This is a genomic window from Duganella sp. Dugasp78, assembly GCF_059491455.1.
The window spans coordinates 5,516,895-5,540,061 of record NZ_CP168506.1 but is presented as its reverse complement, the minus strand read 5'-3'; the positions used below and the strand labels follow the sequence as shown (position 1 = coordinate 5,540,061).

Below are 23,167 nucleotides of genomic sequence, written 5' to 3'. Positions count from 1 at the left end.
CCCGCCGCGCGCTTGAGAGGGCGCAAAGCCTGCCCGGGCACCGCGTGCGCCGCGCCGATTCTGGCCTATACCGTAAGCTCACACAGACACCGGGAGGACAGCATGCGGAAATTGATATCGATAGGGCGCGCGGCGCTGGCCGCCGCCGGTCTGGGGGCCGCGCTGGCGGTGCCGGCCCGGGGCGCGCAGCCGGTCGCGGTGGTGGACGAGCTGCCGTTCGCGGTGGTGCTGATGCCGCCGGCGTTGCTGGCCAGCAGCACCCTGCAGAACGGCTGCTGGGCCAAGATCTACGACCGCAACGGTTACACCGGCGACAGCCTGACGCTGAGCGGCCCGGTGGCGCTGGCGCAGATGCGCGACGTGTTTGGCCTGCGCTGGCGCGACCGCGTGCGCAGCATCGAGGTCGGCCCCAAGACCACGGTGACGGTGTACGACAATGCCAACTTCCGCGACCGGGTGGCGCAGTTCCTGCCGGGCCAGCGCTACCCGGACCTGAGCAAGCGCATGGGCTTTTTCGACGACTTCGGGTCGATCCAGCTGACCTGTCCCGCCGCATGAACGCGCCGCCGTTCAGCCGCGCAGCCGCCCGCGATCTGGCCGCCGAGCTGGCGCGCCGCATCGAGGGCGAGGTGCGCTTCGACGACGGCAGCCGCGCGCTGTACGCCACCGACGCCTCGAACTACCGCCAGGTGCCGATCGGCGTGGTGCTGCCGCGCTGCCGCGCCGACGTGGTCGAGGCGGTGGCCGTGTGCCGGGCCCATGGCGCGCCGCTGCTGCCGCGCGGCGGCGGCACCAGCCTGGCGGGGCAGTGCTGCAACGTGGCCGTGGTGCTGGACTGCTCCAAATACCTGAACCGCATCGTCGCGCTGGACCCGCAGGCGCGCACCGCGCGCGTCGAGCCCGGCGTGGTGCTCGACACGCTGCGCACCGCCGCCGAGCGCCACGGGCTGACCTTCGCGCCCGATCCGGCCACGCACAGCCACAACACGCTGGGCGGCATGATCGGCAACAACAGCTGCGGGCCGCACTCGGTGATGGCCGGGCGCACCGCCGACAACGTCGCCGCGCTCGACGTGCTGACCTACGAAGGCCTGCAACTGCAGGTGGGCGCCACGCCGCCGGAGGCGCTGGCCGCCATCATCGCCGGCGGCGGCCCGCGCGCCGCGCTGTACGGGGGCTTGCAGGCGCTGGCGGCGCGCCACGCGGTGCAGATCCGCACGCGCTATCCGGCCATCCCGCGCCGCGTGTCCGGCTATAACCTCGACGAGCTGCTGCCCGAGCGCGGCTTCCACGTGGCGCGCGCGCTGGTGGGCTCGGAAGGCACTTGCGCGACGGTGCTGGAAGCCACGCTGCAACTGGTGCCCAGCCCGCCGCACAAGGCCTTGCTGGTGCTTGGCTATCCCGACATCTGCGCCGCCGCCGACCACGCCGCGCAGCTGGTGACCGAGGGCGTGACGGCGCTCGAAGGCTTCGACGACGCGCTGGTGCGCGACATGCGGCAGGTGGGCCTGCACACGGACGAGCTGGCGCTGCTGCCGGACGGGCGCGCCTGGCTGATGGTGGAGTTCGGCGCCGACACGCCGGCAGCCGCCACCGCGCTGGCGCGCGCGGCCTGGCAGCGCCAGCGGCAGGACGGTCCGGCGCCGCCGCACCGCCTGCTGGAGCAGCCGGCGCAGCAGAAGCGCCTGTGGCAGGTGCGCGAATCGAGCCTGGGCGCCACCGCCCACGTGCCGGGCCAGCGCCTGACCTGGGAAGGCTGGGAGGACGCCGCCGTCCCGCCGCAACGGCTGGGCGACTACCTGCGCGCCTTCACCGCGCTGCTGGCGCGCCACGGCTACCGGGGCGACATCTACGGCCACTTCGGCCAGGGCTGCGTGCACGTGCGCATCGACTACGAGCTGACCACGGCGGCCGGCATCGCCCGCTTCCACGCGTTCGCCAGCGAGGCGGCCGACACCGTGCTGCGCTTCGGCGGCTCGCTGTCGGGCGAGCACGGCGACGGCCAGTCCCGCGCCGAATTCCTGCCGCGCATGTTCGGCGCCGAACTGGTCCAAGCCTTCGAGGCCTTCAAGACCCTGTGGGACCCGCAGTGGAAGATGAACCCCGGCAAAGTGGTGCGGCCCAACGGCCAGACCGACAACCTGCGCCTGGGCACGCAGTACCAGCCGGCCCAGCCGCTGACCTTCTTCAAGTACCCGAACGACCGCGGCGACTTTGGCCGCGTCAGCCTGCGCTGCGTCGGCGTGGGCGAATGCCGGCGCGCGTCGCGCGGCACCATGTGCCCCAGCTACCGCGCCACCGGCGAGGAGCTGCACTCGACGCGCGGGCGGGCGCGCATGCTGTTCGAGATGCTGCAGGGCGAGGTGATCCGCGACGGCTGGCGCTCGGCCGCCGTGCGCGCCAGCCTGGACCTGTGCCTGGCCTGCAAGGGCTGCAAGGGCGACTGCCCGGTCGGGGTCGACATGGCCAGCTACAAGGCCGAGTTCATGGCCCACCACTACGCCGGCCGCCTGCGCCCGCGCGCAGCCTGGCTGTTTGGCCGCCTCGACTGGTGGGCCGGGCTCGGGCTGAGGGCGCCGCGCCTGGTCAACGCACTCAGCCAGGCGGCGCCGGGCGCCGCGCTGCTCAAGGCCGCCGCCGCCGTGGCGCCGCAGCGCCAGTTGCCGCTGCTGGCCACGTTCGACGTGCGCCGCTGGCACGCGGCGCGGGCGCGACGGCCGGGCGGGCGGCCGGTGCTGCTGTGGCTGGACACCTTCAACCGCAGCTTCACGCCGGCCGTGGTGCAGGCCGCGGTGGCGGTGCTGGAGGCGGCCGGCGCGCAGGTGCTGCTGCCGCCGCCCGGCCTGTGCTGCGGCCGGCCGCTGTACGACTACGGCTGGCTCGATGCGGCGCGCCGCCGCCTGCAAACCATCCTGGCGGCGCTGCGGGAGCCGATCCGCGCCGGCGTGCCGCTGGTGGTGCTGGAGCCAGCCTGCGCCTCGGTGTTCCAGGACGAGCTGGCCAACCTGCTGCCGGCCGACCAGGACGGGCGCCGCCTGCGCCAACAGACCATGTCGCTGGCCGCGTATCTGCAGCGCGAGGCGCCGTCGTATGCGCCGGCGCTGCATGGCGCCTTGCTGCTGCACGGGCATTGCCACCAGCAGGCGCTGACCGGCGTCGGCGCCGAAGCGCAGTTGCTGGAGAGGATAGGTATGGACTGCACGGTGCTTGACAGCGGCTGCTGCGGCATGGCCGGCGCCTTCGGTTTCCAGCGCGACCATTATCCGGTCTCGCAGCGCATTGCCGAACTATCGCTGCTGCCGGCGCTGCGGGCGGCGCCGCCGCAGACGCTGCTGGTGGCCGACGGCTACAGCTGCCGCGAGCAATTGCGCCAGGCCGGGATGCGGCCGGCGCTGCACCTGGCCGAGCTGCTGGCCGGCGCCATGGATGCGCGCTGAGCCGTCACCGGGGCGCACGCCCAGCCGCCCAGCCGCGCGCCGACCGCAGCGTATCGCGCCGCTACAGCCAGCCGCCGCGAAAGCCCGCCAGCCCCAGCGCGCGGCGCAGCAGCGGACTGCCGCGCCACAGCCGCCACGGGAAATCGTGATAGTGGTTGGCGATCATCAGCACCGTCGGGCCCAGGTTCAGGCCGTAGTGGTGGGGCGAGATCCAGCCGCGCCGGCCGTCGGCGTCGCGGTAGCTGGCATTAAACGAAGCCTTGAAACCGTAGGGTTCCTGGTTGCCCTTCAAGTCCATCTGCTGGAACTGCGCCACGGTCGCCTGCACCAGCTCGGGCGCGAACGGCAGGCTGGCGGCCACCGCCCACGGCGCCAGCGTGCCGTCGTCCGGGCCGCCGGGCGCGCCGCGCGCCAGGTAGCCGTGGAAACGCCGCGGCCTGCCGTCGATCACGCGGCTGACCTCGCCGGGTCCGTCGCACGCCGTGATCCCCCAGCAGTGGCCGCGGTAGCCCTCCCACTGCTGCGGATTGTCGATCGCGTACAGCTGCTGGGCCAGGGTGGCGCGGCGGCTGTTGTCGAAATAATCGCTGCCATGCGCGCGCATGCGCTTGTCCTGCAGGCCGCGCAAGTCCAGCCACAGCTGCGGCATCTGGTGGATGAACAGCGGCCCCGCGTGCAGGTAGTCGATGCCGTAATGACGCTGCCAGGCGCCGCCGGCGGCCCACGCCGCGTAGCTGTCGGCACCGATGGCCGCACCGGGCGATCCCAGCGCCAGCAGGTATAGCAGCAGCGCCTCGTCGTAGCCGGCCCAGCGCGACGGCAGGAAGCCGCGCTCCGGCAGCCATCCATGGCTGAGCAGGGGACCGCCGTTGAGCATCCAGCGCCAGTCCACGCGCTCGTACAGGACGCTGGCCAGGCCGCGCACGGCCGCCTCGGCCGGATCGTCGCGGTCGAAGTACAGCGCCGCCGTCAAGGCGCCGGCCAGCAGCAGCGCCGTGTCGATGCTCGACAGCTCGCTGCCCCAGGCGCGCCGCCCGCCGGCGGCGTCGAGGAAGTGGTAGTAGAAACCCCGGTGGCCGCTGGCGTCCGGCGCCGGTCCCTGCGCGCTGCCGGCAAAAAACCGCAGCGTGGCCAGGGTGCGGTGGCAGGCTGCGTCGCGCGCCAGCCAGCCGCGCTCGACGCCCACCGGGTAGGCGCTCAAGGCCATGCCGGTGGCGGCGATGCTGGCCGGCGCGCCCGGCGCCGTGCTGTCGCGCACCAGGCCGGTGGCGGCGTCGGCCTCGTGCTCGAAATAGCGGAACGACTGGCGCTGCAGGTCCGCCATCATGTCGGCGTGGCCGTTCATGCCGCTTCCCAGTCCAGCCGGACCAGGCCGGCCGATTGCGGCGCCATGTCCCAGCGCAGCACGGCCTTGCCGTCCGCCTCGTGGCGCTCCAGCGGATGTTCGTGCAGCGCCGAGGCCTGGTGCAGCCGGGACAGCTGCTGCGGCGTCAGCGTGGCCGGCCGCCCCATGCGCCGCCACAGCTGGGCCGGATTGCCGTGCTGCTCGTCGATGCGGACCAGCGTGGCGGCGCGCGCGCGCCGGCCCGGTGGCGGCGTCAGCGTCAGCTCCACCGTCTCGGTGGCGATCGGGTGGTGCGGCATGGCCTGGTTGATATACAGCACGCGGGTCTGGTGCGCCGCGCCGTCGCCATCGGCGCCCACCCACAGCCGCACCGTCGGATGGTCCTGTTCCAGCGGATGGCGGTGCGTGCCCAGCGCCGCCATCAGTTCGAAGCCGCGGTACGCGGGCTTGCGCACGCCGTGTATGTTGAACAGGCCGAAGCCGCCGTGGAAGGGCTGGTCGGGAAAGTAGTTTTCCTCGAACAGGTCGCTGAAGGTCCAGTAGCTGCAGGCGTCCACCACGTCGTCGACATCGAGCGCGATGCGCAGCGCCAGCGCGGCGCCGAAGGCGGCGTCGTGCAGCGGGTCGCGCGGGTTGGAGCTGATGCTCCATTCGGTGTACAGCAGCGGCAGGGCGCCGGCCTGCGCGCGCGCCGCCAGCGCCCGCTCGCGCATCACGTGCGGCGGCGCCTGCGCCAGCTGCTCCATCGTGTCGGCGCCGGGCTGGCCCAGCGCGTCGGTCGGATAGTAGTGGGTGCTGACGAAGTCCACCGGCGCCTCGTGCGTCGCACACCAGGCCAGGAACTCGGCGATCCAGGCATTTTGCGCGGTGGCCGGGCCGCCCACCTGCAGGCGCGGATCGACCTGCTTGAGCGCGGCCGCGGTGGCGGCGTACAGCGCGTGGTAGGCCTGCTGGCCGGCCGGCCAGAAGGCCGGCAGGTTGGGCTCGTTCCAGACCTCGAAGCGCCATTGCGCCACCTCGCCGATGCCGTAGCGCGCCACCCAGTGCGCCGCCAGCCGCCGCACCAGTTCCGCCCATAGCCCAAGGTCGGCCGGCGGCGAGATGTTGGCGCGGTAGCGGAACACGGTGTCGCCGCCGGAAGCGAGCGCGGACGGCATGAACGACAGCTCGACCAGCGGCCGCATGCCGATCGACAGCAGGAAGTCGCACAGCAGGTCGGCGTTGTGGAAGCTGTACAGCAGCTGCCCGTTCTGGCAGACCACGGTGCCCATGTCGTCGTCGAGCAGGCCGTGCATGCGGACGCAGCGGAAACCCAGTTCGTCGTGCGCCAGCCGCAGCTGCTGCTGCCAGTCGGCACGCAGCGCCATCACGGCGCGCGAGCTGCCGACGCATTCGCGCCATGCATGGCGCAGCGGCTGGGGCGCCTGGTTCAGGTCGCAGTGCAGGGAGATGTGCGTCATGGCTGGCCTCCATCGAACAAGGCCGATGCTAGCACCGCGCCGCGCGCGCCGGCGCAGGTTTGCCGCGCCGTATGCTGCGCGCGGCGCGCGCCTGCTTCTGGCATCATGGGCGCCTGGCACGGGAGGTGGGAGAGAGGTGGGAAATGCAGCACGCACCCGAAGGAACATCCGGCATGGACGCCGCGAGCGAGCGGCGCCTGCTGCTGCGTGCCACCGCGCTCACCGGCGGCGTGATGGTGGCGGCGACGGCCTGGCCCTTCATCGCCAGCCTGTGGCCCAGCGCCCGCGCGCTGGCGGCCGGCGCGCCGGTCGATGCCGACCTGACGCGGCTGGCCGCCGGCGATCTGATGACCGTCGAATGGCGCGGCCGGCCGGTCTGGATCCTGCACCGCACGCCGGCCATGCTGGCCTCGCTGGCGTCCGACGCGGCCCGGCTCAACGATCCGGTCTCGGCCCGGTCGCAGCAGCCGCCGGCTTGCCGCAACCCCGTGCGGGCGCTGCGGCCGGACTACTTCGTGGCTGTCGGCATCTGCACCCACCTGGGCTGCGTGCCGACGTTCCGGCCGGAGGCCGGCGCGGCCGACCTCGGCGCCGACTGGCCGGGCGGCTTTTACTGCCCGTGCCACGGCTCGCGCTTCGACCTGGCGGGCCGCGTGTTCCGCAACGTGCCGGCGCCGCTGAACCTGGAGGTGCCGCCGTACAGCTTTCCCGATCCCGCGCACGTGCGGATCGGCGCATGAGGGCGCGGCCATGCAGCCGATCGACACCGTCGTCATCACCGGCGCCTCGGCCGGCGTGGGGCGCGCCGCCGCGCAGGCGTTCGCGCGCGCCGGCAGCCGGACGGTGGTGCTGATCGCGCGCGACGCCGACGGACTGGCCGCCGCTGCGGACGAAGTGGCGATCGCCGGCGCTGCCGCGCACACCATCGTGGCCGACGTGGCCGACGCCGAGGCGTTGCGGACGGCGGCGGACGGCATCGAGCGCGACATCGGCCCGGTCGATGTCTGGGTCAACAACGCCATGGCCACCATCTTCGCGCCGGTCGAGCGCATCGGCGCCGACGAGTTCCGCCGCGTCACCGAGGTGACTTACCTGGGCGCCGTGCACGGCACCATGGCCGTGCTGCCGGCCATGCGCGCGCGCGACCGCGGCGTCATCGTGCAGGTCGGCTCGGCGCTGGCCTACCGCGCCATCCCGCTGCAATCGGCCTACTGCGGTGCCAAGCACGCGCTGCGCGGCTTCACCGACGCGCTGCGCTGCGAACTGCTGCACGACCGCAGTGCCGTGCGGCTGGCCATGGTGCAGCTGCCGGGCCTGAACACGCCGCAGTTTGACTGGGCCCGCAGCCGCTTCCCGCATCATCCGCAGCCGGTGGGCACCGTCTACCAGCCGGAGGTGGCGGCGCGCGCCATTGTCTGGGCCGCGCGTCATGCTCCGCGCGAGCTGCACGTGGGCTGGTCCTCGTGGCTGACCATTGCGGCCAACAAGCTGTGGCCGGGGCTGATGGACAGGCTGCTGGCGCGGCGCGCCTACGAGCAGCAGTTCAGCGCGGTGCCGCTGGCGGCCGACCACGACGACAACCTGTATGCGCCGGTGCCGGCGCTGGCGCGCACGCACGGCAGTTTCGACGACCGCGCCCATGGCCGCAGCACGCAGCTGTGGTTGTCCACGCACGGCGCCGCGGTGGCAGCCGGTGTGGCGCTGGCGTTGCTGGCCGTTAGCCGTTGGCGGCGCCGCGAGGTGACGCGGCGTTAGCTTCGCGGTTCGGCGGCAGGCGTTTCGCTGAGGCCGTAGGCCGCCGGCCAGCCGGCGGGCAGCACTTCCGCGATCAGCAGCGACAGCGGCGGCTTGACCGCCAGCGGCAGCGCGCCCACGGCGGCCGGCACGGCGGCCGGCAGCACCGCTTGCGCCGCCACGGTAATCACGGACATCAGCGCGCCCAGGATGGCGGCCGGCAGCAGGCTGTTGAGGAAGTACATTCCCAGGTTGACCGCCAGCCAGCGCTCAAGCGGCACAAACACCAGCGACAGCAGGACCAGCCACAGGCACAGCCGCGCGACGTTGACGGCAAAGGTGGGCAGGTAGGCGAGCAGTGCGGTCATCGAAGTCATGGTGCGGATAATGATAGCGGAAACAATAGCGGAAACGATAGCGGAAAAAAAATGCCGGACGCGAGCGTCCGGCATCGATGCAGGCTGGCGCCGAATTAAGCAGCCTTGGCTTTGCGACGGCGCGCGGCGAACGCGACCAGGCCCAGGCCCATCATGCCCCAGGTTTGCGGCTCAGGCACGGCGGCGGTCATCGACACGCCATCGAGCAGCGAGAACGGCGGCACGCCGGCAGGCGTACCCACGGCCATGAAGCTCAACACTTCGCTGGCGCTGTTGGCGGTGAAGGTGAAGGTCTCCTTCTGCCAGCCGGTGAAGCCGTGGCTGGTGTTGCTCTTGACTGCGGTCGACTGGGTCTGGTTGCCCAGCGATACTTCCGGGAGCGCTACCGCGATGAAGTAAAAAAAACGGTGGCTCAGATCGTGACGCGCCAGCCGCGTTTTTCGGCCCCGGCCATGGCCAGCCAGAAGAGCGCCGTGAAGCAGGCGGCAAACGCCAGCGAGGCGGCCTTCGGCCCCACTATCGGGGTCAGCGGGGCGCTGAAAACGCTGCGGTAAAGCGGCTCCATCAGGCCGCTGCCTTCAAGCACGCAAGTCGCAATCCATGAGCCGGCGTAAGCGGCGATGGCATTGAGACCCATCGCCCGGCCCAGCGCCGGCCAGCCGCGCACGTCAATCAGCTGGTGGGCCAGGGCGATGGCCAGCATGCCGCAGCCGCCGGTCCACAACACGAACGACGAGGTCCACAGCTGCTTGTTCAGCGGCAGCGCCAGCGACCACAGACCGCCCAGCAGCATCGCCGCCGCGCCGGCCAGCGCCAGCGCGCGGGTCTGGCCGCGCCGCAGCCAGTCGCCGGCGCGCAGGCCGAGGATGACCGTCGCCAGCGACGGCAGCGTGCCCAGGATGCCTTCGGGATCGTGGGCAATGCCGGTGGCAGCGTCGTACTGGTAGGCCAGGGGACCCAGCAGCGCGCTGTCGATGCGGTCGGACAGGTTCAGGCCCGGCTCCAGCGAGCCGCCCGCCGCCAGCAGCGCCCAGTAGCCGAGCAGGATCGCGGCGCAAGCCGTCCATTGCGCCCTTGCGCTGCGCACGTGGATGGCCAGCAGCCCGGCCGCCGCGAAGCAGATGCCGGTCCTCTGCAGCACGCCGAACAGGCGGAAACCGCGCCCGTTCAGCAGCAGCATCGCCACCACGTGCAGCGCGACCCCCAGCAGGATGATGCGCGTGGCGCGCAGCAGCACCGGGCGCGCCAGCGGCGCGGTGGCGGCGCCGGCGTCCAGGCGGGGACCGAGCGCCAGGTTGATCGACACGCCGACGATCAGCAGGAAGATCGGGAAGATGAAGTCCGGCGGCGTGCAGCCATGCCACTCGGCGTGCTCCAGCCAGGGGTAGACGTGCGACCAGTCGCCGGCGTCGTTCACCAGCAGCATGGCGGCCACCGTCAGGCCGCGCACCGCGTCGATAGAATTGATACGCATAGTTTTAAAGTTTAAAGCTGCAATTTGAGATGCATGCGGTTGAGGCCTGCCGCCAGTGCCATGACGATGGCGGCGTAGGCGAGGGCCCAGAGGAATCCCGGCATACCGGAGCCCAGCACCTCGGGGAACGACAGGTGCAGGACCTGCATCAGCGCATAGACGATGTAGGGAATGATGTAGACCAGCAGCGGGTTGGCCGCCGCCGGCCGGAACAGCGCGGTCCAGCCGCGCAGCCGTTTCAGGTCGACCACCCAGTACAGCAGCGCGAACACCAGCACGCAGATGGCGGAACTATACAGCGCCCAGGCAGGCGTGGCGTAGATCTTCGATATCCTGAAGCAGGGCCGCATTGCGTACGCCAGCGCGGCCAACCCCAGCGCCAGCAACAGCGCGTCGCGGAAAGGCCGCTTGCGTCCCTGGCCGAAGAAGATCAGCGATGTCAGCAAACCGCACAGCGCGATCGAGGTGTGTACCGCGTTCTCGGCCTGCCCGCCCAGCAGCTGCGTCAGCGCAAGCGGCTGTAATGCCGCCGTGTGGGCCGCGCTGTACAGGCCTGTGCAGGCCAGCACCAGCACGCCGAGCGGCAGCAGGCGGGCCCGCGTCAGCGCCCATGCCACCGCGCTGTACAGGTACGCCCAGCCTATCAGTCCCAATATGCCCCACCACTGCGGCGCCAGTCGCAGGCTGCCGTCGGCACCACCGCGGTACATGAGCGCCAATGCCAGCAAGCCAACCGCGCCGGCTGCACGCAAGGCCGTCGCCAGCGCCTTGTTCTCGAAACGGTAGACCGCCCACACCAGGATGGCGCAGGCGTAGAAAAGCAGCGACCACAGATGGATGGACATGCCCATGGCCGCTTCGTTGTAGCCATCTTCCGCGTTGACCATGAACACGCCCAGCACCAACAGCCCGGCGGCGCGCGCCAGCACATGCCGCCAGCGCCGCGCCGCCGTATCGCCCGCCGCCTGCCGCTGCGCCATGGCGAACGGTATCGACATGCCGACGATGAACAGGAAGGCCGGGAACACCACATCCGGGAAGGTCATGGCGTCGGCATCCGCCGCGGCATGCTCCATCCAGGCCGGCATGCCACGCACGCCGGCCAGCGTGTTCACGAAGATCATGACCAGGATGGTGATGCCGCGGAAGGCGTCGATCGCCAGTATCCGCGGGGGCTTAGAGTTTTCCACGCAGTCCCAGGTAGTATTGACGGCCGTTCGAGTACGAGGCGATAGGCTGGTCCTTGTTGGAACCGTAGTAGCGCAGCACGGCGTTGTTCAGGTTCAGCGCATCGAAGGTAATCGACAGGTTCTCGTTGATCTTGTAGCTGACCGACGCCGCCAGGTTACCGGTTCCCGCCATCACTTGCGGGAAGCTGTTGTACAAGCCGCCGGAGAAGCTGGAACGATAGGTATAGGCCAGGCGCGCGCTCAGTCTATCGTCTTCATAATAGGTCTCCGCGTTGTAGGTGTTTTTGGAATTGCCCACGACCGGCAGGCCGTCGCCGGCTTTGCCGTCGGTGTAGGTGTAGTTGGCCACCACGCCGAAGCCGGCGAACAGGTCCTGCTGGTATGCCAGCTCCGTGCCCTTGTTCTTGGCGCTGATATTGGTTGGCGACGAGATGGCGTAGCTGTCGAAGCGCTTGAACGAGTTGTTGAAGTAGGTGAGGTTGGCCGTGCCGTAGGTGACGTAGGACGACATGTCCATGTAGAACACGCCGGCCGACAGCAGCGCCTTCGGTGCGAAATACCATTCCAGCGCGACGTCGTAGTTGGTCGAGCGTACCGGCTTCAGCTTGGGGTTGCCGCTGCTGCCGGTCAGGTTGGTGTCGTTCAGCGTGACCGCGCCGACCATGGCGCTGAAGTCGGGACGGGCCATGGTCTTGGCGACGGAGGCGCGCGCCACCAGGTTGCGCGACAGGTCGAACTTGAAGTTCGCGCTGGGCAGCACGTCGTTGTAGCCGCTCTGGTTCAGCGTTGGCGTGTAGGCGCCGTTCACGTTGTCCTGGCCGATGGGATGGTCGCCGCCGGGGATGTTGGTGATGGTGGCCTGGTTGGTGTGCACATAGCGCACGCCCACGTTGCCGCGCCAGCCGTCGCCGGCCAGGTTGACCATGCCGTAGATGGCGCTGGATTTCTCCTTCACGTCCATCTCGCCGGCCCAGTTCTCTGTGGTCGGGCCGCCCGCCAGATCATATTTGGCGGCCCAGGCGGCGATGTCGCCGGGATTGATCTGCCACACATTGCGCAGGAAGCCCGCGCCGCTGGTGATGCCGTTACCGAAGTTGGATGGATAGGTCGAACCGTTCCAGGCCGGCAGCGGTGCCGAGGTGGTGCCGTCGCAGGCCTTGCAGCTGCGGTTCTCCGGCTGGCTCACGCTGCGATGGTGTTCCGCGTAACGCACGCCGAATTTGGCCGATTCCAGCACGCCGCGATCAAGCCGCAGTTCGCCGTCGGCCTGCGCATATTTTTCGCTGTCCTGCGTGATCACGTGCGAACCCCAGGCCGAAGCGGTGACGTAGTTGGTGAACCTGGACGTGTCCGCGCCGGGGAAGGACATGGTCGCCGGCGACAGGCCGTTGAGCGTGTAACTGGAACCGGCGCCGGTCAGGCCGGCCTCATAGCCGATATCGGCGGGCGTCTTGCCGGAGCCACGCGTGTAGCCGACGGTGCCGCTGACGCGCAGGTCCTGATTGACCTTGTAGCTGCCATCGAGATCGAGGTAGGCCGACGAGGACGACGAGCCGGGACGGTAGATCTGGTCGCCGAAGGCCGAGTACAGCGATGAGTTGTAGGTCTGCGTGGCGCTGACGGCGGGGTACTGCGACGCCGGTATGGTCGCCGCGACCAGCGTGCCGCTCTTGATGGTATAGGCCGAAGGCACCACGCCGACCGCAGCGCCGGTGTCGGGATTGGTGGCGTTGATGTTGGCGGCGATGTTGTTGTAGAAGCTGCGGTTGTAGTTGGCCGCGTCCAACTGGGAGCTGAAGCCGTTAATGTCGAAACTCAGGTCCTTGCTTGGCTTGAATTGCAGGTCGAAGGCGCCGCCGGTGCGCTTACGGGTCTGCTCGAACAGCGAGGCACTGATGCCGGCCGGCGCCAGGATGCCCGCCAGTTCGGGATGCGCCTTGGCTGCGTTGCTGTCGGCGGCGATGGCGGTGTAGCCGTAGAACTCCTGGCCGTCGCGGCGCTCATGGCGCTTTTCCGAGAACAGCTGCACCAGCACGCCGAAGGTTTTGGCGTCGTTTTTCCAGCCGATCAGCGCATTGAGCTGCGGATCGGTCTTGCCCGGCAGGTCGGCGCGGATGGCTTGCGCCGAGGCCTCCAGTGTCAGCTGCTTCTTGAAGTCGAGCGGCTTGCGGGTCTCGATGTTGACCGAGCCGGCCACGCCGCCTTCGACCATGTCGGCCTGCTGGCTTTTCTGTACCGTGACGGCGCTGACGATCTCCGACGGCAGCAGCGCGTAGCTGACGCTGCGCCCGACGGCGCCCGCCTGGTCCAGCACGAACCAGTCGCCGGTGCCGATGGAGTGGCCGTTGACCAGCGTCTGCGTCAGGCTGGAGCTGGTGCCGCGGATGCTGACGCGGTCATTCTCGGCGAAGCCGCCTTCGCCGCCGGCGGAGGAGGAGATGTTCACGCCGGGTACGCGCTGGATGGCGTCGGCCACGTTCTTGTCCGGCATTTTGCCGATGTCTTCGGCCGATACCACTTCGGACAGCGTGTCGCTATTGCGCTTGCGCGCCAGCGCCTGTTGCAGGGAGGCGCGGATGCCGGTGACGTGCACCTGGTCGGGCGGCTGGGTACTGTCGCTGGCCTGCTGTTGCGCCATCGCCGGCACGGCCGCCGCCGCGCATGCCAGCATCAATCCCACTGCCGAAGCGATCGGCGTGAGCGTTGTTTTGATCCCTGCTTTGCTGTCCATCTGTTCTCCCTCGTTTGACGACTGTTTTGGTGTGGGCAGATTGTCCGCAGTCTTCCTTAACGCAATCCAAAAGAAACCTTAAGGTTTTCCTAACGTTGTGGCGCGCAGGCGATTGACAGTCCGGCAGGAAGATGCGTAGATACGGGCTTCACGAATGAGGTGGCGACATATGAAGATATGCCTGGTCGAGGACGACCTGGAATTAGGCAAGGCCCTGCAGGCGGCCTTGCAGGATGCGGGACAGGAAGTGGTTTGGGTGCGCCGCGCCAGCGATGCACGCCATTGGGTGGAAAACGAGCCGTTCGATGCGGTGCTGCTGGACCTTGGCCTGCCCGACGGGAATGGCATCGACGTGCTGCGCGAGCTGCGCGCGGCCGGCCACACGCTGCCCATACTGGTCATCACCGCGCGCGACAGCCTGGAGGACCGCCTGAATGGCCTCGATCGCGGCGCCGACGATTACCTCGTCAAGCCCTTCGCCGTCACGGAACTGCTGGCGCGCTTGCGCGCGGTGATGCGGCGCGCGAGCGGCTGGAGCGAAGCCGGTGAGCCGGTGTGGAAGGTCAAGGACCTGGTGCTGGACGATAAGCGCATGCTGCTGACCCGCGCGGGCGTCAATGTCGTGCTGTCGAAAACCGAATTCGCGCTGCTGCACGCGCTGATGCGCTACCCGGAGCGCGTGCTGACCCGGCGCGAGCTGGAATCGCGCGCGCTGCCGCACAGCGAAGGCGCGGCGCTGGACGTGCACATGTCGCACCTGCGGCAGAAAATCGGCGAGGGTTATATCCGCACGGTGCGCGGCGTCGGCTACGTGGTCGACAAATGACGATACGCGACCTGACGATGCACAACCGCTCGCTGTTCAAACGCCTGCTGTTCGGCTTCATCGCGGTGATGATGCTGGTCTGGCTGGCGAACCTGGCGCTGGATGTCTACGAAACCCGCACCAGCAAGCGGCGCGACATGCAGCGCGAGCTGCGCGCCAGCGCTTTGCGCATCCTCGTGCTGATGCAGACCGTCGGCGAGCGTCCTCCTGAAGAGCTCAAGCCGCTGGTGCGCAGGATGGAGCGGCTGCATTACGCGCTCTACACGGAACTGGGATGGTACATCCCGGCGCTGCAAACGCAGGTGTGGCGGCATGGGCGGCTGGTCTACACCTCGCCGGACGCCGGCCTGCCGCCCACCGATGCCGCCGCCGGTCCGTATGCCCAGCCACTCAGGGACGGCTGGGTGGTATCGGTCGAGGAGGATCCCGCCACCGGCGTCACCGTGCGCATGGCGACGGAGGTGATCGGCGAGTGGCTGCTGCAGGTATCCAGCATCGGCTACTATTTCGCGCCGCTGCTGTTCAGCGTACCGTTCCTGCTGCTGCCGGCGTGGTTCATCATCCGCGTCGGCTTGCGGCCGTTGAAATCCATCGTCGGCGAGATCGAGGAGCGCTCGGCCACCGACCTGTCGCCGCTGGCGCCGTCGCCGTACCTGGAGTTGTCGCCGCTGGTGGGATCGGTCAACCGCCTGATGGAGCGGCTGACCGAAAGGCTGGAGCGCGAACAGGAATTCCTGATCGACGCGGCCCACGAACTCAAGACCCCGCTGTCCATTATCCAGATCAACGCCGATACGCTGACCACCGCCCGCACGGCACAGCGGGTGGAGGAGGCCGGGCGCGGCCTGCGCACAGGCGTGCATCGCGCCACGCACACGGTGCACCAGTTGCTGGCCCTGGCCCGCTCCGGCGGCGACCGCGACCACACCAGCCTGGTGCCGCGCGACCTGGTCGAACTGGTGGCGGACCGGTTGGCGGTGGCCGGGCAGATCGCCGCTACGCGCCACGTCGACATTGAACTGCAGGCGCCGGAGCGCTGCCTGCTGCCGATGCATCTGGAAAGCATGGCGTCGCTGATCGATAACCTGGTCAGCAACGCCGTCAAGTACTCGCCCGAGGGCGGCCGCGTGATGGTGACCGTGGCTGAAGCGGAGGGGCGCATCGTCTTCTCGGTGGCGGACCAGGGGCCGGGCATCGTGCCGGAGATGCAGCGCAAGGTGTTCGAACGCTTCTTCCGCTTGCCCGGCCAGGACCAGGCGGGCAGCGGCCTTGGCCTGGCGATCGCCGAGCGTGCCGCCGCGCGCAACCAGGGACGCATCGAGTTGGCCAACCGCGACGGCGGGACCGGATTGCGCGTGGCCGTGAGCTTCGCCGACATAAGGGAGTGACGTATATTTTCTTTATTATTTATCCCATATAATCGGGCCGCCGACATTCTCAAAAGCCGCCATGAACCATCTGACCCGTTTTCGACCACTGATCCTCGCCTTGCCGCTGCTGCTGGCGGGCTGCCAATCCACCATGCAGCGCATCGCCGATTGCAAGGTCGGCGACTGGAACGCCATCGGGCATAAGGACGGTGTGCTGGGCGACCCTTCCGACTACGCCGAGCGCAAGGACTTCTGCGACGATCACGCCGACGACAAGAAGCCCGCAGCCGTCGGCGCGGAGGCGCAGTACATCGCCGGCTGGACGCAGGGTAATTGGGAGCTGTGGTCGTTGCTTGGTCAAGACGACGGCGGCAAGGGACTCCAGCCGACGCAATACGATACGCATGCCGCCAGCGACAAGGTCCGCCAACACAAGACGCCGCTGAACCGTCCCGCCTACGACGCCGGCTGGGCGATCGGCAATGCCGAATACTGGAAAGGCCTGGGCAAACGCGCCGGCACCGACGGCCAGCCGCTGGCAGCCCAGAAGGATGCCGCGCGCGCCAAGGCCGCCGGCATGCAGCTGCGCTTCGACGAAGCCGCCTACAGCGATGGCTGGCAGATCGGCAACCGCACCTTCTGGCAGGATGCCGGCTACACCGACGCCCGCAACGGCACGCCGGACAGCGCCTTCCGCGACCGCGCGGCCAATGCCCGCAGCGCCGGCGTGCAGGTGCAGGAAGAAGCCTATCGCGCCGCGTGGAACGGGGAGATCGTCAACTACTGGCGCAATCTCGGCACGCAGGATGCCGTCAGCGGCAAGGACTTCGCCCTGCGCGGCAAGGAAGCGCGCGCCAAGGGCCTGAAGATTTTCGAATCCGAGTATCGCCAGGCCTGGGAAACGCGCCTGACCGACTACTGGCGCCAGGCCGGCGCCGACGACGGCTACGGCAAGCCCTTCATGCTGGACGACCGCATCGCCAATGCGGGCCGCAACGGCGTGTTCGTGATCGCAGCCACGCGCGATTTGTACACGGCGGCATGGGACGCGCAGAACGCCAAATACTGCATGCCGGAGAATGCTTTCGAACGAGGCCGCAGCAACAGCGGCATGGCGGTCGAGGTCTGCCGCGTCGAATTGCGCAACCAGTTAAAACATGCCTACGTCAGCGGGCAGGATTATGAGGTGACTGCGGCCAAGCATCGGCAGGCGGTCGAAGACTTCAACGAAGTAACGGGCCGCCTGAATGACGCCCACCACCGCCAGGACAGGCTGCAACGCGAGATCCGCTCGAACCTGGAGGCCAAGGACCGCGTGGTCAACGACGAGACCAGGAAGCAGGATGCCCGGCGCGAGCAGGAGCGCCGCGATCTGGCCGACTATATCCGGCAACTGGAGCGCCAGCTGGATGACGCCCGCCGCTGGGTGGAACGTCACGATCAGCAAATGCAGCGCCTGCGCCGAGAGATCTACTAGCTTGGATTATTCGGCCTCATGGTGTGCTGCCGGCACAAGGCGCTCGATCTCTCTGCAAAGCGCGATAGGGTCATGAGGTGGCGTGAAGCGTGACGCAATTAGCGAGCACTGAGCGCGAATGGTTTCAGCGCCGCAGAGATCCAGGAGGGCTCGCGCCAACTTGCGCGGTCGTAAACGCTTCGCATGAATGACCGTACCGACGCCGAGCGACGCGATGCGAGCTCCGTTGTCAAACTGATCCCAGGCGAATGGGACAATCAGCTGTGGCGTGCCGGAGCGCAGGGCTTCGGCGGTAGTGCCGACGCCGCCATGATGGACAAGTGCCGCGGCGTGCGGAAGAAGGGCGGACAGCGGCACATACGCTTGCCATAACACTGACCCAGGAAGGTCCGCTGGAATTTGCGCGCGCTCCTTGGACAAAAAGATGGCTCGACGCCCGAGCCTGTTGAGGGCCGAGAGGGCGCAGGCAAAGAATTCGGCGGCGTGAAGATTCCCGGTGCCCGCAGTGAAAACGAGCGGTTTCTCTCCTGCGGCAAGGAAGGCGGATAGCTCTGCCGGGAAGCCGTGTTCTGTGGCGGACTCAAACAACTGGAAGTCGCCTTCAATCAACGGGCGTGGCCAATCAGGTACGGCAGGCGCGAACCACGAGGGGAAAAGGGTGAGCGAGAGATCGGGAGCCTCGGCGATATGCGTCAGGAAGGAATCAACCTCGGAAAGCCCCAGCGGTGTTCGGACCGCGTTAAGGTGGGCAAGCGCAACAGGATCTATCCAACCTTTTTCCACGAACCGCCAGAGCGCACGTCGCCAGCTCATCGGCACCCAACGAGGCACGGCCAGCGCGCCGATGTTTAGCGGGTCATGGCAGGTTCGCAGGTTCGATGGTGCGAGATACGCGGCAACGACTGATTTCACCAAACCGCGTTCCCGGGCGATTACAGCGCCGGGCACGGCGAACGGATGGGCAATCACCACTTGCGGCGCCTGTATGGAAGAAGAGTGGATGGCGTCGAGAACTTGTCTTAGACCATTGCTGTAGTCGGCGAAAAGGGCAGCGAACCCTTTCTGGGGATCCCATATGTCTGGATTTCTGAGGACACGAAGAAAGTCTTCATCTGTTCCAACTCCGACAAACGGAAGCCCGGCATCACGAACGATGTTCTCGTAGTAGGAATGGGTTATGAACGTTACCTTCCGACCGAGCGTCTGCAATGCCCGCGCGATACGCATGAACGGGTGTAAGTCGCCGGTGGTGCCGACGGTGATAACGAAATAGTGTGGAGCGGTTTCTGGCATGACGACCAACTTTCAAACAACTGCATGGGAGGATTTTGTGGATGGCCAACGTTTGAAGTTAGACGCGTTGCGCGACAAGACGAACCATTCCACGCATTCCGGTCTCGCGCCGGACATTGAAGCCGCTTGACTGGAATCTGGTGATCAGATACTCAGGTGATAGCCGAAGCTTTCTGTAGTGACTTACCTGCGTTTGCCAGCCATCCGGTGTGCGCTGATGGAGAATGTCGTGAACCAGGACAGACTCCGGCTCGTATTCGAGGAAGCAGGTAAGGATGCGGCTGTCGTCGCTCCTTACCGGGATGAAGCGACCGTCTCCGACGAGCGGCTCAGAGTAGTCTCGGAAAGAGATGACGAACGTCCCGCCAGGCCGCAGCTCTGCAGATGCTTTCTCAATCAGATTCTCTACAGCTTTGAAATCCGGCAAATGCGTGATCGTGTCTCCCATGCACAGGATTGCGGAGGGCGCTTCTGAAATGTGGAGCTGGAATCTGAGTAGCTCGTCGTTGACTGTCTGGATAGATAAGCCGCCGCCGACTTCCGTGAGCGTGCGCAGCAGCTCTGTCGACGTATCGATAGCCGTTACTCGTGCGCCCCTGCGTGCGAGCGGGATGGCATGCATGCCAAAGCCAGCCCCAAGGTCGATGACGACGGCGCCTTGAGTGAGCGGCAAGTTCAACGCCTCTATCTCGGCGGTGCCGGCCTCAAGCGCTGCGACAGGGCCTCCCGCCATCCAAAGGTAGATCGGGGCAAGGTGTTTTGCGTAGTGCTCCGCGACGGTGCTCATATGCCAGGCGACGCCAGGGGCCAACCGACTCGCGCGGCGCTACGGAGGTTGGCCTGAACCACCATGCGGTGAAACGGCGCGATGAGACGAATATAGAACCGGCCGAGGCTGTTGTGGCAATGAACAACGGTAGACATGGTGACTTGCCCCTTACCTGTTGACGAAGGCTGGCCGGAGCAAAGGATGGAAAGCCTGAAGTCCAGGTGCTTGTCGTCTTCACCGAGAACGATTTCCGTCGGTGTTGTACTGTATATCTTGAAAAAGCCGACGCGGCTCCCCTTGTTCATCGCGCCTAGCGACTCGAGTTGCCCGGTTGTCTTGAGACCGAAGCCAGCAACCAGTGCGTCTCGAACGGCCAAGAGGCCGTTGATCCAAGCTGGTTGGTGGGAGAAGATGAACCGCGCCAGTTGCTCGGCGTTTGTTGAGGCTCCGATCGGGAGCTCAATCGCGTAGGCGTCGGCGAGATTCACTGAGGAATAAACCGCGGCTATTCGCGACTCAGGAGGGATCGACACAGGCTTTATGTGATGGTATTGGGTCGCTGTTGCGTCCGCCTGACGTAACAGTGCCCGGTCGGCTCGCCAGAGGGCGATGAAGACCACTGCTAGCGCAATCTCGGGGATGATGGCACTTCCGATGCCGGCCCCAGCAGCGCCGCTCGCATATTCGAATATCCCAAGCGTCGCAAGAATCAGGCAGGCCAGCGCGAAACCGGCACATATTCCTGCTCGAGCCACGCTGGCCGGAGCATTGCGCACCAAGAACAGCATGAGACCGATCCCGGCAAACAGCGCAGCATTGCGGCGCGCTACCAGTCCGGTCGGGGAGGAATAGCCGACACCCCAGAGTTGCAGCAGGGTGGCGGGAGCGAACATCCAGACGCAGAACAGGAGGCAGCAAATGGCGCAGGAGATTAGCGCGACATTCTTGAATCGAATAGTCATATTGACTTTCAGTTGGAAGTGGATAACTGGGTAGGAGTCGCTCTACGGTAGGCTCCGTTGAAAAAAAGCTGAATCATTTCCGCGTAGAGCGGCGCGAGTGGCGCTTCGGGTGTTGCAATCCACCGCATCAGAGTAGCCAGGCGCAAAAAGACCACGTATTCAGCCATCTTATCGGCGCTGATGTCGGTAACTATCTCGCCGTCGACTTGCCCCTGCCGGATCAGATCGGCAACCAGGCCTTCAAAGCCATCGCGTTCGATAGGATGTTGCTGGATTTTCTGCCCTCGCAGACGGTGGTAGAGGTAGGGTGCGGCATATGCGCGCATGCTTTCGCTATATGCCGCCTCGTTTTGGAACATATACAGAAAGCGTTCAGCGATAGTCGGCATGGTCGCCATTGCGGCGCGCATCTCAGCTCGGCGCGGCAACAGATCGTGGTAAAAACGGTGCTGAATAAACGCTTCCTTCGTCGGGAAATGCTTGTAGAGGGTACCTCGCGCCACGTCAGCGGCCTGAGCGATGGCTTCCATCGTCACCGCCTCGTAACCGTGCTCCTCGAACAATTGCCAAGCGCACGCCAATAGGTCGGCACTGGTCTGATGCAGCTTGCGGGCTCGACGGCCGCTGCCTGTCTGTGGCTGCCCGGTTTCGGACGGAGGGAAGTCGGAAGTCATGGAGCTATTGAATTATGTACGATGTCAAATATTGTACACTGTTCATTAATTCCCCTCCATTCAAAATTGCCTTGCATTTCAACTAAGATGCATTATCATTGCGCTAGTGTGCTGCATGACTACAACACTAAATCACTGCGTTTTGCGCCCAACTAATATCTTACGGAGCACCGATGCCATCATCGCCGAGCCACCGCATGCCCAGCGCGGTCGCGCTGTTTTCCTTGTTTTTGTTGGCGATGGCCGGCGCCGCCGAGCCCTTGCCAGCCCCACCGTCCACGCTGGAAGAGCTGGACCATCGGCTGGCAGAAATGTTTGTCCAGCGCGGCATCCCGGGGGCCGCCCTGGCTCTGGTGGAAGACGGCAAGATTGTCTTTATGAAGGGGTATGGCGTGGCCGACAAGGCCAGCGGTGTACCGGTCACGCCGGATACGATTTTCCGTGCCGCCTCGGTCTCCAAGAGTTTCACCAGCATCGGCATCATGCAGCTGGTCGAGGACGGCAAGCTGAAACTGGACGCACGGCTGGCCGACCTGGCTCCCGAGATCCCCTTCAATAATCCATGGGAGCAAAGCGACCCTGTACGTCTGGTTCATCTGCTTGAACATACGACGGGCTGGCCTGACATCAGTACGCGTGTCGAACTGCAAAACGGGCCCGGCTGGTCGGTACGGCGCGGCATCGAGTTCGCCAGCCCGGAGTTCGTCAGCCGTTGGAAGCCCGGTCAGTTTGGCGTCTATGCGAACGCCGGCCCGGCCGTGGCGGGCTATGTGCTGGAAAAAGTGGCCGGGCAAGATTTCGCGGCCTTCGAGCGCGAACACGTGCTGCGGCCGATGGGCATGGCCAGCGCCGATTTCACGCTGACGCCGGAACTGGCGACCAAGCTGGCCAGGAGCTACGCACCCGATGGCGCATCGACGCCGTACCAGCACATCATCATGCCGCCGTCCGGATCGCTGCTCACCAGCGTGCGGGAATTGTCGCGCCTGGTTTTGTTTTTTGTTGGCAGAGGTACGGTCGACGGGCATCGCATCCTGTCGCCGCAGGCAGTCGAACGTATCGAGCATGGCGAGGCCTCGCTGGCCGCGCGGGCAGGGTTGGATGGAGGTAGCGGCCTGGGCAATTTCCCGTTGAATGACACCGGGCCGGCCTTTCGCGGCCACAACGGCGAAATCGACTCCTTCACCTCCGTCTACGGCTATTCGGCAGCGCAAGGCAGTGGTTACGTGGTGCTGGCCAATGGCGGCGAGGGCGTCGACTTCCGCACGCCTGTTACCAGCCTGATCCAGGCTTACCTGAGCCGCAAGCACGTGTTTGCGCCGGCTCCCTTGTTCCCCGTCGACCAGGCGGAACTCGCCGCGCTGACCGGTTTCTACCGCAATGTGACGCCGGCCAAGGACTTGCTGCGGCCGTATGCGGAAGTATTAGGCATGTCGAGGGTCACCCTGGTCGATGGAGTGCTGCGTGTCGGCGGCAAGCAATATCTGCCGACCGGTAAGCACAGCTTCCGCCGCGCCGATCGCGAAGTGGCCAGCCTGGCCTTCGCCGAACAGGACGGACAAACCTATCTCCTGTCCGGCGGTCTGGGCGACCGCAAGCGCGAGGCCGGATGGCGCGTCGCCGGCTACGCGGTGGTGGCAGCGCTGGCCTTGTTTGGTGGAGTGTCCGGCTTGCTGGCATTGCCGGTCTGGGGCATGGCCGCCTATCGCAAGACCCTGCAAGCCAAGGGCGGCTGGAAGGTGCGGCTCCTGCCGTTGTTGGCCTTTGCCAGCATGTGCGCCACGTTCCTGCTGCCCCTGATCGGTATAGGCGGAGGCATAGGCACGATGGCGATGCTGGCCGCGCCAAGCGCGCTTTCACTGCCGATTCTGCTGTGCAGCACGGCGTTCCCGCTGTTGGCGGCAGCCGGCCTGTGGTATGCGCTGAGGGACCAGCGCGCCAGCCGGCTGGTGCGCTGGCATGCCGGGCTAAGCTCTACCGGCATCCTGGCCATCGCCTGCTACGCAGGGGCGATCGGCTGGATCGGCCTGCGCACCTGGACCATGTAA

20 protein-coding genes are annotated in these 23,167 nt (G+C 67.0%); 9 read left to right on the top strand and 11 right to left on the bottom strand.

Features of this window, described 5'->3' with window-relative positions; translation table 11 throughout:
* The first annotated feature begins 102 nt into the window (after positions 1-102).
* Together ACEN9O_RS24530 and ACEN9O_RS24525 are read left to right on the top strand one after the other, a co-directional pair.
* On the top strand, positions 103-558 hold the full coding sequence (locus ACEN9O_RS24530) for a beta/gamma crystallin domain-containing protein (RefSeq protein WP_495614413.1): 456 nt from the start codon (positions 103-105) through the stop codon (positions 556-558).
* On the top strand, positions 555-3,437 hold the full coding sequence (locus tag ACEN9O_RS24525) for an FAD-binding and (Fe-S)-binding domain-containing protein (protein WP_495614412.1): 2,883 nt from the start codon (positions 555-557) through the stop codon (positions 3,435-3,437). Before ACEN9O_RS24530 ends, ACEN9O_RS24525 begins: the two co-directional genes overlap by 4 nt.
* A gap of 61 nt (positions 3,438-3,498) precedes the next feature.
* Here ACEN9O_RS24525 and ACEN9O_RS24520 read toward each other — a convergent pair whose 3' ends face one another.
* Positions 3,499-4,782, bottom strand: coding sequence for a glucoamylase family protein (locus tag ACEN9O_RS24520; RefSeq protein WP_495614411.1), 1,284 nt, complete (start codon positions 4,780-4,782; stop codon positions 3,499-3,501).
* On the bottom strand, positions 4,779-6,242 hold the full coding sequence (locus ACEN9O_RS24515; RefSeq protein WP_495614410.1) for a GH39 family glycosyl hydrolase: 1,464 nt from the start codon (positions 6,240-6,242) through the stop codon (positions 4,779-4,781). Before ACEN9O_RS24515 ends, ACEN9O_RS24520 begins: the two co-directional genes overlap by 4 nt.
* A 173-nt stretch (positions 6,243-6,415) precedes the next feature.
* On the opposite strand from ACEN9O_RS24515, the gene petA reads away from it, so the two are divergent.
* Positions 6,416-6,982 (top strand): ubiquinol-cytochrome c reductase iron-sulfur subunit, encoded by a 567-nt coding sequence (petA, locus tag ACEN9O_RS24510; protein WP_495614409.1) that lies wholly within the window; start codon positions 6,416-6,418, stop codon positions 6,980-6,982.
* 19 nt (positions 6,983-7,001) lie between these two features.
* Entirely contained in the window at positions 7,002-7,997 is a 996-nt protein-coding gene (locus tag ACEN9O_RS24505; protein WP_495618534.1) for an SDR family oxidoreductase, read from the top strand.
* Here ACEN9O_RS24505 and ACEN9O_RS24500 read toward each other — a convergent pair.
* Entirely contained in the window at positions 7,994-8,344 is a 351-nt protein-coding gene (locus tag ACEN9O_RS24500) for a hypothetical protein (RefSeq protein ID WP_495614408.1), read from the bottom strand. The two genes, ACEN9O_RS24505 and ACEN9O_RS24500, sit on opposite strands and share 4 nt — an antisense overlap.
* 104 nt (positions 8,345-8,448) lie before the next feature.
* Positions 8,449-8,601: a PEP-CTERM sorting domain-containing protein gene (locus ACEN9O_RS24495; RefSeq protein WP_495614407.1), complete on the bottom strand. Its 153-nt coding sequence runs from the start codon at positions 8,599-8,601 to the stop codon at positions 8,449-8,451.
* Between ACEN9O_RS24495 and ACEN9O_RS24490 the strand changes: the two genes are divergently transcribed.
* A complete protein-coding gene (locus ACEN9O_RS24490) occupies positions 8,600-8,752 on the top strand; it encodes a hypothetical protein (protein ID WP_495614406.1) in 153 nt (50 codons plus the stop codon). The two genes, ACEN9O_RS24495 and ACEN9O_RS24490, sit on opposite strands and share 2 nt — an antisense overlap.
* Positions 8,753-8,765: 13 nt before the next feature.
* Here ACEN9O_RS24490 and ACEN9O_RS24485 read toward each other — a convergent pair whose 3' ends face one another.
* From ACEN9O_RS24485 to ACEN9O_RS24475, 3 genes are read right to left on the bottom strand one after another with little or no spacing between them, the layout of a single operon-like run.
* Entirely contained in the window at positions 8,766-9,827 is a 1,062-nt protein-coding gene (locus tag ACEN9O_RS24485) for an acyltransferase family protein (protein WP_495614405.1), read from the bottom strand.
* A gap of 11 nt (positions 9,828-9,838) precedes the next feature.
* Positions 9,839-11,017, bottom strand: coding sequence for a DUF5009 domain-containing protein (locus tag ACEN9O_RS24480; RefSeq protein WP_495614404.1), 1,179 nt, complete (start codon positions 11,015-11,017; stop codon positions 9,839-9,841).
* Positions 11,004-13,748, bottom strand: a complete 2,745-nt coding sequence (locus ACEN9O_RS24475) for a TonB-dependent receptor (protein ID WP_495614403.1) — start codon at positions 13,746-13,748, stop codon at positions 11,004-11,006. The genes ACEN9O_RS24480 and ACEN9O_RS24475 overlap by 14 nt, the downstream gene beginning before the upstream one ends.
* A 169-nt stretch (positions 13,749-13,917) precedes the next feature.
* On the opposite strand from ACEN9O_RS24475, the gene ACEN9O_RS24470 reads away from it, so the two are divergent.
* The 3 genes from ACEN9O_RS24470 (at position 13,918) to ACEN9O_RS24460 (ending at position 17,421) form a co-directional block, all read left to right on the top strand.
* The gene (locus ACEN9O_RS24470) at positions 13,918-14,574 is read left to right on the top strand and encodes a response regulator transcription factor (RefSeq protein WP_495614402.1); all 657 of its coding nucleotides are present in this window, start codon (positions 13,918-13,920) and stop codon (positions 14,572-14,574) included.
* A complete protein-coding gene (locus ACEN9O_RS24465) occupies positions 14,571-15,962 on the top strand; it encodes a sensor histidine kinase (RefSeq protein ID WP_495614401.1) in 1,392 nt (463 codons plus the stop codon). Before ACEN9O_RS24470 ends, ACEN9O_RS24465 begins: the two co-directional genes overlap by 4 nt.
* A 61-nt stretch (positions 15,963-16,023) precedes the next feature.
* Positions 16,024-17,421: a DUF2799 domain-containing protein gene (locus ACEN9O_RS24460; RefSeq protein WP_495614400.1), complete on the top strand. Its 1,398-nt coding sequence runs from the start codon at positions 16,024-16,026 to the stop codon at positions 17,419-17,421.
* Between the two features lie 6 nt (positions 17,422-17,427).
* Here ACEN9O_RS24460 and ACEN9O_RS24455 read toward each other — a convergent pair whose 3' ends face one another.
* Genes ACEN9O_RS24455 through ACEN9O_RS24440 form a run of 4 tightly spaced genes read right to left on the bottom strand, consistent with a single transcriptional unit; the run spans position 17,428 to position 21,119 of the window.
* Positions 17,428-18,714: a glycosyltransferase gene (locus ACEN9O_RS24455; RefSeq protein ID WP_495614399.1), complete on the bottom strand. Its 1,287-nt coding sequence runs from the start codon at positions 18,712-18,714 to the stop codon at positions 17,428-17,430.
* Between the two features lie 58 nt (positions 18,715-18,772).
* Positions 18,773-19,501 carry a class I SAM-dependent methyltransferase gene (locus tag ACEN9O_RS24450; protein WP_495614398.1) on the bottom strand — a complete coding sequence of 243 codons (729 nt, stop codon included), beginning with the start codon at positions 19,499-19,501 and terminating at the stop codon, positions 18,773-18,775.
* Entirely contained in the window at positions 19,498-20,445 is a 948-nt protein-coding gene (locus tag ACEN9O_RS24445; protein WP_495614397.1) for a DUF2867 domain-containing protein, read from the bottom strand. The genes ACEN9O_RS24450 and ACEN9O_RS24445 overlap by 4 nt, the downstream gene beginning before the upstream one ends.
* 8 nt (positions 20,446-20,453) lie before the next feature.
* The gene (locus ACEN9O_RS24440) at positions 20,454-21,119 is read right to left on the bottom strand and encodes a TetR/AcrR family transcriptional regulator (RefSeq protein WP_495614396.1); all 666 of its coding nucleotides are present in this window, start codon (positions 21,117-21,119) and stop codon (positions 20,454-20,456) included.
* Between the two features lie 173 nt (positions 21,120-21,292).
* On the opposite strand from ACEN9O_RS24440, the gene ACEN9O_RS24435 reads away from it, so the two are divergent.
* Positions 21,293-23,167: a serine hydrolase domain-containing protein gene (locus ACEN9O_RS24435; protein WP_495614395.1), complete on the top strand. Its 1,875-nt coding sequence runs from the start codon at positions 21,293-21,295 to the stop codon at positions 23,165-23,167.

Coding starts and splice junctions, on each gene's coding strand:
- ACEN9O_RS24465 (WP_495614401.1), top strand. CDS start 14,571: ATGACGATACGCGACCTGACGATGCACAACCGCTCGCTGTTCAAACGC.
- ACEN9O_RS24440 (WP_495614396.1), bottom strand. CDS start 21,119: ATGACTTCCGACTTCCCTCCGTCCGAAACCGGGCAGCCACAGACAGGC.
- ACEN9O_RS24515 (WP_495614410.1), bottom strand. CDS start 6,242: ATGACGCACATCTCCCTGCACTGCGACCTGAACCAGGCGCCCCAGCCG.
- ACEN9O_RS24455 (WP_495614399.1), bottom strand. CDS start 18,714: ATGCCAGAAACCGCTCCACACTATTTCGTTATCACCGTCGGCACCACC.
- ACEN9O_RS24470 (WP_495614402.1), top strand. CDS start 13,918: ATGAAGATATGCCTGGTCGAGGACGACCTGGAATTAGGCAAGGCCCTG.
- ACEN9O_RS24530 (WP_495614413.1), top strand. CDS start 103: ATGCGGAAATTGATATCGATAGGGCGCGCGGCGCTGGCCGCCGCCGGT.
- ACEN9O_RS24435 (WP_495614395.1), top strand. CDS start 21,293: ATGCCATCATCGCCGAGCCACCGCATGCCCAGCGCGGTCGCGCTGTTT.
- ACEN9O_RS24495 (WP_495614407.1), bottom strand. CDS start 8,601: ATGGCCGTGGGTACGCCTGCCGGCGTGCCGCCGTTCTCGCTGCTCGAT.
- ACEN9O_RS24500 (WP_495614408.1), bottom strand. CDS start 8,344: ATGACCGCACTGCTCGCCTACCTGCCCACCTTTGCCGTCAACGTCGCG.
- ACEN9O_RS24520 (WP_495614411.1), bottom strand. CDS start 4,782: ATGAACGGCCACGCCGACATGATGGCGGACCTGCAGCGCCAGTCGTTC.
- ACEN9O_RS24445 (WP_495614397.1), bottom strand. CDS start 20,445: ATGACTATTCGATTCAAGAATGTCGCGCTAATCTCCTGCGCCATTTGC.
- ACEN9O_RS24460 (WP_495614400.1), top strand. CDS start 16,024: ATGAACCATCTGACCCGTTTTCGACCACTGATCCTCGCCTTGCCGCTG.
- ACEN9O_RS24450 (WP_495614398.1), bottom strand. CDS start 19,501: ATGAGCACCGTCGCGGAGCACTACGCAAAACACCTTGCCCCGATCTAC.
- ACEN9O_RS24525 (WP_495614412.1), top strand. CDS start 555: ATGAACGCGCCGCCGTTCAGCCGCGCAGCCGCCCGCGATCTGGCCGCC.
- ACEN9O_RS24485 (WP_495614405.1), bottom strand. CDS start 9,827: ATGCGTATCAATTCTATCGACGCGGTGCGCGGCCTGACGGTGGCCGCC.
- petA (WP_495614409.1), top strand. CDS start 6,416: ATGGACGCCGCGAGCGAGCGGCGCCTGCTGCTGCGTGCCACCGCGCTC.
- ACEN9O_RS24475 (WP_495614403.1), bottom strand. CDS start 13,748: ATGGACAGCAAAGCAGGGATCAAAACAACGCTCACGCCGATCGCTTCG.
- ACEN9O_RS24490 (WP_495614406.1), top strand. CDS start 8,600: ATGAAGCTCAACACTTCGCTGGCGCTGTTGGCGGTGAAGGTGAAGGTC.